Origin of the sequence: Tautonia marina (assembly GCF_009177065.1) — a bacterium.
Lineage (GTDB): Bacteria > Planctomycetota > Planctomycetia > Isosphaerales > Isosphaeraceae > Tautonia > Tautonia marina.
The window spans coordinates 34,450-48,177 of record NZ_WEZF01000017.1 but is presented as its reverse complement, the minus strand read 5'-3'; the positions used below and the strand labels follow the sequence as shown (position 1 = coordinate 48,177).

11 protein-coding genes are annotated in these 13,728 nt (G+C 63.8%); 4 read left to right on the top strand and 7 right to left on the bottom strand.

Annotation, left to right across the window (positions count from 1 at the left end):
* Positions 1-125: 125 nt before the first annotated feature.
* The gene (locus tag GA615_RS19360) at positions 126-1,907 is read right to left on the bottom strand and encodes an alpha/beta hydrolase family protein (protein WP_161602430.1); all 1,782 of its coding nucleotides are present in this window, start codon (positions 1,905-1,907) and stop codon (positions 126-128) included.
* A 181-nt stretch (positions 1,908-2,088) separates the two neighbouring features.
* On the opposite strand from GA615_RS19360, the gene GA615_RS19355 reads away from it, so the two are divergent.
* Positions 2,089-2,790 (top strand): metallophosphoesterase, encoded by a 702-nt coding sequence (locus tag GA615_RS19355; RefSeq protein WP_152052973.1) that lies wholly within the window; start codon positions 2,089-2,091, stop codon positions 2,788-2,790.
* Between the two features lie 15 nt (positions 2,791-2,805).
* Here the strand turns inward: GA615_RS19355 and GA615_RS19350 are convergent, their stop codons facing one another.
* From GA615_RS19350 to GA615_RS19335, 4 genes are all read right to left on the bottom strand, one after another.
* Complete coding sequence (locus GA615_RS19350; RefSeq protein WP_152052972.1) at positions 2,806-4,005, bottom strand: hypothetical protein; 1,200 nt, start codon at positions 4,003-4,005, stop codon at positions 2,806-2,808.
* Positions 4,006-4,202: 197 nt separating this feature from the next.
* Complete coding sequence (locus GA615_RS19345) at positions 4,203-5,366, bottom strand: alpha/beta hydrolase (RefSeq protein WP_161602429.1); 1,164 nt, start codon at positions 5,364-5,366, stop codon at positions 4,203-4,205.
* Between the two features lie 33 nt (positions 5,367-5,399).
* Positions 5,400-6,860: an APC family permease gene (locus tag GA615_RS19340; protein WP_152052970.1), complete on the bottom strand. Its 1,461-nt coding sequence runs from the start codon at positions 6,858-6,860 to the stop codon at positions 5,400-5,402.
* 80 nt (positions 6,861-6,940) lie between these two features.
* Positions 6,941-9,295 carry a M28 family metallopeptidase gene (locus GA615_RS19335; RefSeq protein WP_235905562.1) on the bottom strand — a complete coding sequence of 785 codons (2,355 nt, stop codon included), beginning with the start codon at positions 9,293-9,295 and terminating at the stop codon, positions 6,941-6,943.
* A 211-nt stretch (positions 9,296-9,506) separates the two neighbouring features.
* Between GA615_RS19335 and GA615_RS19330 the strand changes: the two genes are divergently transcribed.
* Together GA615_RS19330 and GA615_RS19325 are read left to right on the top strand one after the other, a co-directional pair.
* On the top strand, positions 9,507-10,106 hold the full coding sequence (locus tag GA615_RS19330; RefSeq protein ID WP_152052969.1) for a hypothetical protein: 600 nt from the start codon (positions 9,507-9,509) through the stop codon (positions 10,104-10,106).
* 102 nt (positions 10,107-10,208) lie between these two features.
* Positions 10,209-10,730: a hypothetical protein gene (locus GA615_RS19325; RefSeq protein ID WP_152052968.1), complete on the top strand. Its 522-nt coding sequence runs from the start codon at positions 10,209-10,211 to the stop codon at positions 10,728-10,730.
* A gap of 45 nt (positions 10,731-10,775) precedes the next feature.
* Here the strand turns inward: GA615_RS19325 and GA615_RS19320 are convergent, their stop codons facing one another.
* The gene (locus tag GA615_RS19320; protein ID WP_152053073.1) at positions 10,776-11,825 is read right to left on the bottom strand and encodes a spore photoproduct lyase family protein; all 1,050 of its coding nucleotides are present in this window, start codon (positions 11,823-11,825) and stop codon (positions 10,776-10,778) included.
* Between the two features lie 172 nt (positions 11,826-11,997).
* A complete protein-coding gene (locus GA615_RS19315; protein WP_152052967.1) occupies positions 11,998-12,651 on the bottom strand; it encodes a hypothetical protein in 654 nt (217 codons plus the stop codon).
* A 246-nt stretch (positions 12,652-12,897) separates the two neighbouring features.
* On the opposite strand from GA615_RS19315, the gene GA615_RS19310 reads away from it, so the two are divergent.
* Positions 12,898-13,695 carry a hypothetical protein gene (locus tag GA615_RS19310; protein ID WP_152052966.1) on the top strand — a complete coding sequence of 266 codons (798 nt, stop codon included), beginning with the start codon at positions 12,898-12,900 and terminating at the stop codon, positions 13,693-13,695.
* Positions 13,696-13,728 lie beyond the last annotated feature (33 nt).

Here is a 13,728-nt window from a genome sequence, read left to right as displayed (position 1 = left end):
AATCGTGTCTGACGATTCCGCGGTCTCGGCAGTCGAGTACGCCTTGGTGCTCGCGCTGATTGCATTGTTCTGCGTCTCCGTGATCTCTGCGCTGGGTGACGCAACTCAGAGACCGATGCAGGTGATCACGGAGCTTTTCTTGAGTGGTTCCGAGATGTAACCGATCGGATCCAGTCGGTCATCTGGTCGAGGACTTCCGGTGCGATGGTCTCTTCGATCGACCCATATTCGGTCGGAGAGCCGCTCTCGGTGTGCTGAAAGAGATGATTCAGGCCAGGCAACAGAACCACGCTTGACTGGGGATTGCCACTCTCTCGGAGGGCGGCTTCGACCTCAGGCGCATTCTGGGTCGGATCGACTTGAAGATCCTTCTCGCCGAACAGAGCAAGAACCGGACAGGTCACCTGCCGGAGGGCCGGCCTCGGGTCATACGTCAGAAAGAAGCGGAACCAGGGGCGTTGCAACTCGGAGGCGGAGAGCGCGAGCGCCACGTCCGACTCTTCCATTGCAGTGCGTTGTTCGGGACTCAGGACTTCGAGCGCCTCACGGGTCAACGCTTCAATTGCCTCGGTGTCGAGGGCCGCGGCCTTGCCCGATGCCGGTGGGGCCGTCAGCTCGTCCAGAACCTTGACCTGAAACGCGACCAGCTCATCGGGAAGTCCCGAGGCCCGGGCGATCAGGTCGGTTTGCCGCAGGATGATCTCCCGGCCGGTCACACCGGTTCCGGCAAGCAGGACCAGAAACGCGACGTCCTCGGGAGCCTTGATTGCTGCTAGGGGACCGATGACCCCTCCTTCACTGTGGCCGATGATGCCGATGGTCCCCGAATCGATCTCTGGCCGATTCCGCAGAAACCGCACGGCGGCGAGGGCATCGGTGGCGAAGTCTTCCGTGGTGGCCGAGGCGTGATCCCCCTCAGACTTCCCGACCCCTCGATCATCGAACCGCAGCACGGCGATGCCCGCGCGGGTCAGGTGATCGGCGATGACCAGGAAGGGCTTGTGCCTCACGATCGTCTCATCCCGATCTTGCGGACCGGAGCCGCTCACCAGCACGGCCGCCGGAAACGGCCCGTCTCCTTCGGGGATCGTCAGGGTGCCGGCGAGCTGAATCTCGGCGGCCGGATTGGCGAATGTGACCTCCTCGACCGCGTAGGGAAACGGCGGTTCTGGATGCTGCGGACGGTTGAGCGTGCTCGTCGCCTCGACCTTTTCGAGAGACAACGGGAGGCTCAGGATGGATTGCGTCCACTGTCCCTCGATCCGGGTGCGATCGTCGTTGATCGTGCCTTCAAACGAGCCTCCGATGGATTTGACCTCGAATCGGACGGCCTTGTTCTCGACTGAGATCGCGGTGACGGGGATTCCCTTCACGTCCTGATCGATACTGTCGAAGACGGCCCGGCGCGTGTCCGGCGACCCCTTGACGGGTTCCACGCGAATCGCCACGCGAAGCGTCTGGCCGAGCGGCAGCTCGATCGGCCCTTGCCAGATGCCAAGCAACACTTCCGGGGCATCGACGGGCCGAGGGAGTTCGTCTTCCGGAGTGAGGGTCAGGGTGATCGGGTTTGCTCGGCCACCCTGGTGAAATGTTCCTTTGATCGTCTGACCATCCTCGGCCAGCGTTCCCTCAAAGCTTGCCGCAACGGTCTGGCTTTCGAACTGGAGCGTCCGATCGTCGAGGGAAATCTGATCGACCTTCAGTCCAAACGACCCCTGATCGGGGCTGTCCAGAGTTCCAGCCAGTTCTCCTTCGTCGGTCGAGGTCACGTGCAAGACGAGGATCAATTCGATCGGACCGACCTTCAACGTGCCGACCCAGTGGCCAAGGACGGGAGACGGTTCGTCCTGGACGGTTCCCGGCACAGCCGAGGTCAACAACGCGGTTGCAAGGATCAGCGAGGTCATCGGAATACCCAGGAGGCCCATCGACGGGAAAAAAAGACGTTCAGAGTGGCTCGGCGAGCCCCTCCTCGCAAAATCGACGCGAAGACTTGGTTTCTTCGTTAGGCTTGCGTCATTATTGAAGGCGGATCAAGCCCGCCTCGTCGGTGAACGTCCCAACCGAAACGATCGAGAGGTCAACCCGATGCCGACCACCGGGCGATCGTTGGCTCCGGGACTCGTTGACGGCCCAACCGGCTGGCGGCTTGCCCCGGAGGGAGCAGCGATCTTCGAGGCCGATCAGGTTGCGATTGTCGCCGATGTGCACCTCGGCTACGAGTGGGCGAGAGCTTCGGGGGGCGATATTGTGCCGTCGCATTCGCTCGGAGAGACGATCAACAAATTCGATCGCCTGCTCAATCGCGTGCCGGTCGATCGGCTCATCGTCGCCGGGGATGTCACCGAGTCGGCTGCGCCGTGCCCAAGGACGGCTCGATCGCTGGCCCGCCTCCGAGCCTGGTTTGCCGAGCGTCGAGTCGAGTTTCTCATGATCGCCGGCAACCACGACCCGCGCCGACGCCCCCCCTTGCCGGAATCGATTACCGTGGGAGGCTGGACGATCGCCCACGGCCACCGCCCGATTCCCGGCGACCGGATCGTCTTCGGCCATCATCACCCCACCTTGAAGGCGGCCGGGCGATCGGCTCCGTGCTTCCTGTTCGATGACCGGACCATCGCGCTACCGGCCTTCTCGGCGAACGCGGCGGGGCTGGATGTGGGATCGGCTCCCTTGCCCAGAGCGCTGCAAGCAGGCACCTTGCGATGTGTCGCGGGGACAGGATCGGAACTGCTCGACTTCGGCCCGCTTGCGGAGTTGCGTGCTCGACTTGCGACCCGGAACGGCTGAACCTGACTCAATCGGTCAGCGTCGCTCGCGTCGTCGTCGGGCAGATTCGAGGTTGCTTTGCAGATCGAGCACGACCAGCAACTCGGTTTGCGTCGGGCCGCCGAACCCGAGGTTGAGCGGCCCCCCTTTGTTCATGAAAATCCCCGGGAGAATTCCGGCCGAAATGAGCAAGGTTTTGTCCAGCGGCCACTTGGGGATGGTCTGGTTGAGCCGGCTGTGGGCGACCTCCGGCACGTCGAGATCCATTTCGGCCGGGCCGATCTGGCGGGGGACGATCACGCGGGTCAGATGTTTCCGCTTGACGACCGTGGCCCGCAAATCGACCGCCAGATCAACCGAGGTGCCATCGTCTCTGAGCAACGGGCTGGCCCGGAGCTCCACCCCTTCCTCAATGGCGTCGATGGTCGGCTCGAACCCAATCTGCACCGTGTTCGAGCGGTCGAGTCCCCCTCGATAGGTAATAGGGTCCTTCAGACCGGTTCGAAGACTGAGCGTCTGGCCGTTGACGATGGGTTCCTTCCGCTCCTCAACGAGTCGGAACGACTGGCTCAGCGCCATGGTGGCCATGAGCTGTTCCGTCAGGCTCGGGTCGACCAGCCAGGCTTGCTGCCCTTGAGGGCCTCCCCGGCCCTGAGTGCCCAGCCGAACGGGTTCGAGGCGCGAAAAGACGTCGAGCCGCCACTTGGGATCGATCGCCGCGACGATCCGAACGCGGAGCGTCAACACGTCGAACCAGGCATCGACGAATCGCTTGTAAACCTCATTGACCTTGGCGATCACCTCTTCGCGGTGAAAGGCACGAAGCTGCTTTGAGGTCGCACTCAGGACCGCGAGATCCCCGCTGTGCCAGATCTCCGACCCGGTGTGCCGAAACACCCACTCGACCAGTGCCGTCTCGGGTTTGGCGGTATCCCGGGAGTGGGGCAGGGCCGTGTACGGGGCGATGTTGAAGATGCCCCAGCCAAGCCCCTGTTGCTTGATCTGAGAGGGAGGCGTGAACGGCAGGTCCTCGGACGGGTCCGAGCCGCTTCCTCGCCCGATCTCCGGGGCGAGGGGATCGGTACCGATCCCGAGCAGATCGGGATCGAGCCCTGGCTCATCGACGGTGTCCTGGGCCGGTCGGAAGCCCGAGGATCGACGATCCTGGCCCCGAGCCATCCGCCCGATCAGACCGCCGAGCATCATCGTCGAGAACAAGGCCATGCGGCGATTCATGCCAGTGGCCTCCTTGCCTGCTGGCGGTGCAGTCGCGACGGATTCCAAGGGGCGATCCCGTTTCGTGTGGCCGATCGGCGCGGATTCACCCCACCGTGTGCGTTGCAAACCTTAGCGAATCGAGCCAGGAGCACAAGGCCGATTCGATCGTCAGGGATTGGGGTTGGCTCGTCTGGTTCGGAGGTCGGGTACGAAGGTCAGTCGTTCCAACCGTCCCAGGTCAAGCGGAGCGTTTCTGGCAAGACACGACCGGCGGCCTGATAGCCGTGATAGCTATCGTCGGTGACGAAATCGACGTCGTAACCGGTTTCCGACAGGGCGGCGTGCATCCGGATGTTGGCCTCCCACCAGTTGCCGAAGCGATTGATCAGATCATTGCGGCCATCGTGCAGGACGACTTTGACGATCGGCTTGCGCTCCGAATTCCGGACGATCTCGGGGTACGCACCTCCCCCCCGGATGTTCGTGAAGCTGCCGATGTGCGAGCAGACCCGACCAAACAGATCCGGCCGCTCCCAGGCGACCGTGAACGCACAGATGCCTCCCGACGACGCCCCACCAATGGCCCGAAACGACGGATCATCGCGCAGGGTAAACTCCGACTCCAGTCGGGGGATGACCTCGTCGGCCAGGAAGGTCGCGTAGCGATCGCTCAGGGTATCGTACTCAACGCTCCGGTTTCGCGAACCGTCGTCGTTGACGCCCGGATTCAGCAAGGCCAGGATCGTCACCGGCATGGCTCCATCGGCGATCAGGTTCTCGACAACTGTGCCGACATGCTCGCGCTTGTACGCATCTCCGTCCTGGAAGACCATCAAGGCGGCCGGTTCGGAACCGTCGTACGCACTGGGAATGAAGATCCATCCGGTGCGATCGTTGTCGAAGACCTCGCTTCGGAAGGAGAACTCGCGGAACGTCCCGTACTCCTGGCCCGGCCGCTCAGACGACTCGGGGGGATACGCCCACCCGGGCATCTCGATCGACCCACCACCGATTCGGTCGTCTCCCAGAGTCAACTCGTAATTGAATTTCTGGTCGTTGGCGACCTCCAGCACGATTGCCCACAGTCCGGTATCACCGATCGGCTTCAGGTCCCGGCCCTGTTGTCTCGTGACCATCCCTTCGAGCCGAGGGGCGGGATTGGCGTCGCTCGGGGCGGCTACAATAAACGCGGCCAGTCCCTCGTTATGGAAATGCGCTCCCCGAGCCAGATCGGCTGTTTCGGGAAGGCGTTCTCGAATGCGATTGGCCAGCCGATCGCTTGCCTCTGCGGTGATGGGGGAACGCAAGGCGTCTCGCAATTCCGCCGCAGAAATTGGGTCGGACTCCAGAATCATCGCAAGCAGGAGGGAGAGGATCATGAGGGGATCTCGCAACATCACGGGGCGGACACGTCACGGGCCTCCCCGACGGCTCATCACCAGATACGCCGGGACACCCGCGAGGATGATGCCGAGCCCGACAATCGACTCGGCGAACGTCTCTTGAAGCATGTTGCCGAGCAGCAACGCGGCACCGGCCAGGTAGATGATTGGCGTGATTGGGTAGCCCCACGTTCGGTAGGGGCGGTTCAGGTCGGGCCGGGTTCGCCGGAGAACGAAGACGGACGCGACGGTCAGGGCATACATGAACGTCGCGCCAAAAATCACGTAAGAGAACAGAACATCATAAAGAGGTGTCTGATTGAGTTTCACCCAGGCGTTTCGGAGCCAGACCGGCAAGCCGCTCTCCGTACCTGGCGCCTCGATCACCAGGAAGATGGCTCCGGCGGCCGTCAGAAGCGCTGCCCAGGCGGTCTGAATGATGATGGCGTTGGCCGGGGTATGGAACCTCGGATGAACATGGCTAATCGAGTGCGGGAGCAATCCATCTCGGGCCATGGCGAAATATGCCCGAGGGCCGGACAGGGCATTCCCATTCAATGCGATGAAGATCGACCCCATCACGACCAGGGCGATGAGCCAGGCACCGGGCAGGCCGAACAACCGAACAAAGAACGCCCCCGCCACATTTCGGCCGTCGGGCGGCTGCGCGACATCGGCCATCGGCAAGACCAGGTGATACGAGAGTGTGACCCCGAGATACACGGCAATCAGGGTCAGGGTTCCCAGAATCGCCGCTCGGGGAATGTTCCGCTCGGGTTCCCGGATCTCCTCAGCGAGTGCGGTAATGTTGATCCAACCGTCGTACGTCCAGAGTACGCCGACCATCGCTGCGAGCATGGCCCGGGTGAGTGAGCCGCTCAGGTCCGTCGGCCACATGGGGGAGAGGTTGTCGGTCCGGGCCACTCCCATCAGGAAGGGCAACGGGAGCAGGATCATGGCGACCATTGTGCCGACCTTCAGCACCGTGCCGAGGACCTGCACACCCCCGCCGACCTTTGCGCCCAGGACGTTCAGGATGGCCAGGGTCGTCATCGCCAGGATGGCCACGCCCGCTTCCCAGGCCGCCTTGGGAATGCCGTTCGGGGCCGGCACCACCTCTCCGAAATAGAGCGCAAATCCGGCGGCCAGGGCCGCGACCGAGCCGGATCGGATGACCAGGAATTCGGTCCAGCCGAAGAGGAAGCCCGCGAGCTTGCCGAACGCCTCCCTCAAATACACATACGGCCCACCGGCTTGTGGGAGCATCGCCCCCAGCTCGGCGACCGTCAGGGCTCCGGCCAGCGTGAGCAAGCCTCCGGCGATCCAGATGGCAATGATCAGACTGATCGACCCGAGGGTTCCCGCGACCCTCGCCGGCACGATGAAGATGCCCGAGCCAATCACCGATCCGACGATCGCGCTGTACGCAGTTGCTGGTCCCAGAACGCGAGGCAAAATCGGGCGGCTGGCTTTCGTTGGATCGGTCAACATTCGAGCATGCTCTTGTGGGAAAGCGATTCTGCGTATTGGAGACAGCAGGCGGGGCAGGAACACGTCCTCCGATCCCTGGCTCAATCCTCGTCCCGTGCGGCCTGTTCCGCTTCAGACATGACGGTCATGGCGGCCTTGATTCGATCGATCAGGATGGGCACCTGTTCGTTCATCAGATCCTGATGAGTTTCTTCGATCGCTTGTCGGACACCCGGCAAGGGCCAGCTTGCATAGCCCGTCGTCAGGCCGGGAGCATAGATCGCATGACGGAAGAACGGACGGCCTGGGAGCCCGCCCTCGATCAAGAACGCCCGTTCGACACGCATCAGGGCATCATTGACACGGCTCAGCGTGTCCTCGTCCGGACGATCCTCGCGAGCCGCCAGGGCGGCCGTCGCCTCATCGAGCGCAGCGGCCTGTTCCTGAAAGTCCTGAATGGCCTGGGACAGCTCGACCAGACCCTCGAACCGGATCGGCGGTTCGTCGTCGCTCGCCAGCGTCTTGCGAGCCACCATCTCGCGGAGCCGGTTCAATTCGTCTTCGAGCGCCTCGCCGTAGGGGGTGAAGGTCAAGGGAGCCACCTCGGCCGACGAAGCTCGCAAGAGGATCAACGTGTAGAGCTTGGCCGCGGTGGTGTGCCTCGTGAAACTCGGGTCGCCGAACCGTTCCATCCAGAAGAAATCATCATAAATGGAATGATAGACTCCATAGCGGCCACCGAAATCGACGTTCAGCGCGGGGATGCCCAGGTGGTCGACGAAGGCCGTGTAATCGGACCCCGAGCCCAGCGGCTTGAGCCTGGCGGAGAAGGGCGGCAGCTCAGGCTCCGGGTCATTGGCGTCAAGGTCGGGCAAATTCAAGCGAACCGACTTCGCCCACGCCGATCGCTGCTCCTCTAGCCAGACCTCCCGCAAGGATCGGCCGGAGGACGGCTCGATCACGTCCGCGGCGGCCGAGAGCATCAGGTCGCGGAGTGACGGAACGCCATCAATGTCGAGGTTCGGACCGGAGACGGCCGAATCGACGTTGAGCATTATCAGGCCCTTGGCGTCGAGTTCGTCGCGATGTTCGTCGGCCCATTCGGTCGAGCCCACCAGGCCGTATTCCTCCGCGTCCCAGCTCGCATAAACAAGCGTTCGTCTCGGACGCCAGCCAGCCTTAGAGGCTTCACCGAGGGCCCGGCAGGCTTCCAGGGTGGCGGCGGTGCCGCTTCCCGGATCGACGGCGCCGTAGGTCCAGGCGTCTCGGTGGTTGCCGACCATCACCCAGCGGTCGGGCTCGATCTCCCCCGGCAAGGTGGCGATGACGTTGTGAATCGTCTTGAGGCTGTATTGGGTCCGGACCGCCAGTCGCACTTCGACCGGACCCGGCCCGACGTGATAGGCCAGGGGCAGTCCCCCTTGCCAGTCTTCGGGGACCTCGGGACCGGCAAGGGCTTCAAAGATTGGCTGCGCGGCCTCGTAACTGATGGGGAGCGACGGGATCGCGGCGAAGTACTCGTTGCGATCGAACCCGGTTTCCTCCTCCCAGATGGCGACCTGATCTGGGTGAACCGTGTAGAACATGCTGGGATCATCAAGCGACCCCGGCGCCTTGCCCGCCAGCGGGAACCCGAAATGGCGGTCGAACGGCAACCGATCGGCCCCCTTGACCGACGGGCCAAATGGGGTCGAGGGGTCTCCTGGCCCGAGCGACAGGAACTGGACGCTCCCGCGCTGGATTGCTGAGGGGGGCCGGAACGGGCCGTTGGGATAAATGTTCCCTCGGGCGTAGCCGTCGTCGATGGGATCGGAGTACAGCAACACGCCAATCGCCCCCCGACGCTGGGCGTTCAACACCTTTAAGCCCCGAAAGATCGCCCCGTAGCGTGCCAGGACGATCTTGCCGGCCACATCGATCCCCAGGTTCTCCATCGCCTTGAAGTCGGCGACCGTTCCGTAATTCGCATAAACGATCTGCCCGGTCACGTCTCCCGAAATTCCGTAGCCGTGGAAGGCGGGCCAGGCGTTTGGGCTCGCTGAGTCCTTGTCGAGCGGGTTCGGGTCTTCGATCACCTTCAACTCCACCCGGTCGGGGTGAAGGATGGTGACGGACGTCAACCCGTCCGGCTCGTTGAGCAGAACCTCGTACTCGGCGAACTCTGCCTCCCAGCCCCATTCGCGGAGCCTGTCCCGAACATAGACGGCCGTCTCGTAACCAGCGACGGTCCCGGCCTCGTGCGGTTCCTCGGTCAGGCGGCGGAGGATCGCCCGCGCCGAATCCGGATTCGGAACGGTCAAGGCAAGGGCTTCCACCTCGGCCAGTGTTTCGGCCGCTGCCGCTGAGACTCCCGGAGGGCGCGGGCCCTCTGCTCGACCGGAGGCGGGAGTCGCCATCAGCAACCCAAGCAGAAAAGAGAGCCCGAGGAAACGGGGAAGAGACGCGGATCGATGCATCGGCTCTAGGCTCCGAAACGACGGGGCGACTTGACAGAGAACGCCGCAAAGGGTCATCCTCAGTCCAACAACCCGAGACGGGGCTCTCGTGATCTGAGCAGGATACGGCCCGTTTTCGACCGACGCCAGCCCCTCCGATCGGATCGTCGGTCCTGCCGATCCGCTCCGAACCGTTCAATTCCCCGGACGTCTTCGTCGAGGCTCGTTGCGAATGTCCATTCTGCCGTTGCTTCTGACGCTCGGAATCCTGGGCAATGCCGGTCTCCAGGATTCTCCCGCCGAGGGAGAAGCCATCAATGCCCGCTACGAGGTCGATCTCCTCGGCAAGAGCCGTGTCGTGTTTGCCTTGCCTCCAGGGCCTCGGACCATCCGAACCTTCCGGTGGGTTCCCGCCTCCGGTTCCTCCGACTCCTGGAAATCAGCTCGGCTGCGCCTCGTCTGGGATGGCGACGACCCGGAACGCGCGGGGGTTGACGTGCCGCTTGGCCGGTTCGTCCGCACGGACGACGATCTCCCGGCCGAGTTCGCCACTGATCGCGTGATGCCTTACCGTCGAACCGGCCGTTTGGTGCTCGATGCCGAAGGGGCGGTGCGCGGTTCGCTCCGGCTCGAAACCGCTCCAGGGGCAACCTCACTCGACGACCGGGGCTATCTTCGAGCGAAACTCCAGGCCAAGCCCAACGCGGCGGAGGATCGCCCGCCGTTGAATTCGGAAAACGTTTCCGAAATTCCCGAGGGTGGATCGGGACCTTTCGTGCGATACTGGTACGACCGCGAACCAGGTCCCCCTGCATCGCGCCGGTCAGAATGATCGAAGTCACTTCCCTGCCCGTTCTGTCAGTCGTGCGTCGAGGTGTCTCAAGGCCCCTATCGTCCGGCGGCTGCCTTCTGCGGAGCCGGGGGAGATCTTCTCATGCCGCTCTCCGTCACCATCGGTGGTGCCAAAGGAACCTTTGCGGATCGGGTCGGGAGCGAGGTGGCTCGCGTGCTCGATCGGGCATTCGGGGCCGAGGGTGACTGGGAAGGCGTGGCCGTTCGCCACTTTGGCGAATTGACCGTGGATCTCCTTGCCGATCTTCGCCGCCGAGCCGCCGAAGAACTGGGCGAAGACGCTGTGCCGAACCTCTCCGGCGTTATGGGAGCCAAGACCGGGGTGTTCCTCCCCGCCCACGTCCAGACGATCACCCTTCCCCTGTCCGAAGGCGGATCGCTCCGCTGTGCGAGTCTTCCTGGACTGCGAGACGAACTGGCCGAACTGGCCAAATGCTGGGACTTACCCCTCGACGATGCGGCCTTGCTCGACTTGCTCCGCGTGGCCGACGACCCGGAAGACGGCCCCGTCTCCGAGCCCCTTGAGGTCGTTACCTTCGCCCGCCTCGCCCTGGCCGCCAACGAGGCCGTCCGGCGCGATTGCCCGCTCTGGCTCCTCGATTGAGCCTTGTCTGGCTGGCTCCGAAGTCGAGCGGCCCGACGCAAGCACTCAAAACGCGTAGCGAATGCCGCAATACGGCAAGGTTTTGCGCAAGAGTGCCTCGAACTGTTCGACCAGGTCCCCTTTCAGGCCGCGCTGGTAGCGAACATTCCGCCCTCCGGTTTCGGAGATCTTCGCCTCCTGAAGCTCGGGCACCCAGAGCAAGTCCTCGGCCCTCGGGTGCCAGCGCAGGTTCACCTCGTGCAAGCCGTCGTGGTGGGTCAGGAAAATGACCTCCGCCCGCAATTGCCGGCGAGCCCGGGGGCCGATCGCGTCGTCGATGTTTGAGAACAGTTCCGCGTAATCGTCGAGCCATCCTTCGTAGTACACAACCGGGCTGAAGTTCAGATGAACCTCATACCCGGCCTCGACAAAGTCGTCGATCGCGGCGATCCGATCCGCGATGGATGACGTGCGAATGTCCAGCAGTTTCGCCACGATCGGCGGCATCATGCTGAACCGGAGACGTGTTTTGCCGCAGGGGTCGTAATCGAGCAAATCACGGTTCACAAACTTCGTGGCGAACGACGCCTTCGCGTTCGGCAGGCGGCGAAACAAGGAGACGAGGTCCCGAAGATTGTCCGAGATCAACGCATCGACCGAGCAATCCCCGTTCTCGCCGATGTCGTACACCCACTGCCAGGGATCGACCTGATTCGGGGTGACTTTGTCTCCCTGTCGAATCGCATGCCGCTCGATCGCCTGTCCAATCGCGTCGATGTTCACAAACGTACTGATTGGATTGGCATATCCTTTACGCCTCGGCACATAGCAGTAGGCACAGGCCATCGCGCAGCCATTCGAGAACCCCGGCGCGATGAAGTCGGCCGATCGACCGTTGGGACGGATTTCCATCCCTTTGCGAACACCCAGGACCAGCGTGGACTTTTTGATCCGAAGCCAGTCCTCCGCGTTCCCCTCGTTGCCGTGTAGGCCGGGAATGTTCCAGTGCGAAGGAACAACAATGCGCTCGGCATTCGGGAAGCGATCGAGGATTTCTCGGCCCCTTGGTATCTCTGGGATCGAGGATTCCAGGTATATCGTCCCGACATCCAGCATCGCGGCCGGAAGGGCAGGCGCGGATCGTGTCGGCATCCTTCGGTCCCTTCATCCTTGAAACCGAGAAGGAATTGCGGCTCGTTTCTGGGCGCAGATCGGCCGTTCCGGTCGGCCCCGCCGCCAGGGATGATTGTAGACAGGCGTCCAGATATCGTCGAGCCGGGGGCGCAGATCAGTTCCCCGTTGCCCTCCGCCGGGGAAGATTCTGGGGAATCGGGCTCGGCGCGGTGATCGTGACCTGCGGATTGGAGTTCAAGAGGTGGGCACTGCTCTGACCCGACTGGATGGTGTCGAAGTGGACCGGGGGCGAATGCGGGGGCAGGGGATTGCTCCGCTGCCGGAATCGATGGGCCAGTTCCTCGCTCCGGGCACGTTCCCGGGCCCGTCGCTTCTGGATCTCCATGATCTGCATCATCACCATCCGAGGGCTGCTCCCCCCCGAGGCACCTACGTTCGAATAGATTTGAGCCTGTCGCGTGTTGTACATGGTCCAGTAGACGCCATACAGGTTGTCGTTGGTCCGGTGGATGACCTGCTGTTGCATCCCTCGCATCGTGGCCGCGCGATTGGCGTTCATCGACTGGATCATGGCGTTCGTGCGGTTGACCGACGCGATCGCCCCGGTCATCGGCTGGCCCCCGCCCCCGTATCGGGCGGCGACCGGGCTCATGGAGGACATGGCCCCGTTGGTCCGGACGATCGACTGTTGCGTCGCGTTCAGATAGCGGTCGGCCCCCCCCAACGTCTGCGCCCCGACGGCCGATGCCATCACGACGGGACCCATCAGCGACGCCAAGAAAATCGGCAGCGGTCGTGTGGCTGTCATGGCTGGCCTCCGGGGGAAACGCTCGGATGGGGGCGGAGATCCTTGGAGTCGCAATGCAAGCATGATTCTAGGGCCTGGCGCAGCAGTTCGGCAAGCAATCTTTCCCTTTGCACCCCGTCATGGATCGGGGCGCCGGGCACAGAAGGGTGCAAGACACTTCGCTTGCCGAGCCGGGCCGGATCTGCTACGACACCTGCCGGATCCGCTGCGGTTCGAACCTGCAAAGCCTGGGCCGGGGGTGGTTGCGTGATCGGGAATCGGATCGATCTGGCCTTCTCCGGCGACCTGACCGACCCGTGGGTCGCGGCCCTCCACGAGGCGATCCGGGGCCTGTCCCCCCGGATCCTCGGGGCGGAGCTGCCCGAGGACGGGGCGGCGGGGCCGACCCCCTCGGTCCTGGTGCTCCATCGAGGAACCCTCTCGGTGACCGAGGCCGATCGCCTGCGACGGCTCCGGGACTCCGATCGGGCGCCTCGGGTGATCCTCGTGGTCGGCCCCCACGCCAGGTATCACCAGATCATGGCCTGGTCGGGGCTGGTCGATGTGGTCTTGCCCGAGGCGACCGCGAGCGAGACGATCGCCCGACACGTCGGGCAGCCGGGGCCGCCCCGGAGCGTGCCGCCCCGAGCCCGCCCGATCGCCCTGGCCTGCGGTCATTGGGAACTGGGCCGCATGGTCGAGGACACGCTCCGCGAGGCCGGTTACGCCCCGAGACGCGCGCGGGACAATCCCCTGCTCGGGCCGGAACCCTGGGTCGTCTGGGACGTTCCCGTGCTCGATCCCGACTGGTCGACCCGGCTGGCAACGGCCGCGCAGCGGCGCGGGGTGATCGCCCTGCTCGGCCTGGCCGATCGGGAGACGGTCGCCAAGGCCCGAGCCAGCGGAGCGATCGCCTGCCTTGATCTCCCGTGTGATCCCGACGACCTGATTTTCGTGCTCGATCGTCTCACCGCGTCGCGGCGTGCGGCCGCACCACGCCGAGACGCGTCTCACCCGCACCGACCTCGATCGTTCGATCGGCAACCTCGTGTCAGAACGCAGTAACGAGGGGACGAGTTTCGCAGGGGCCTCTTCGCC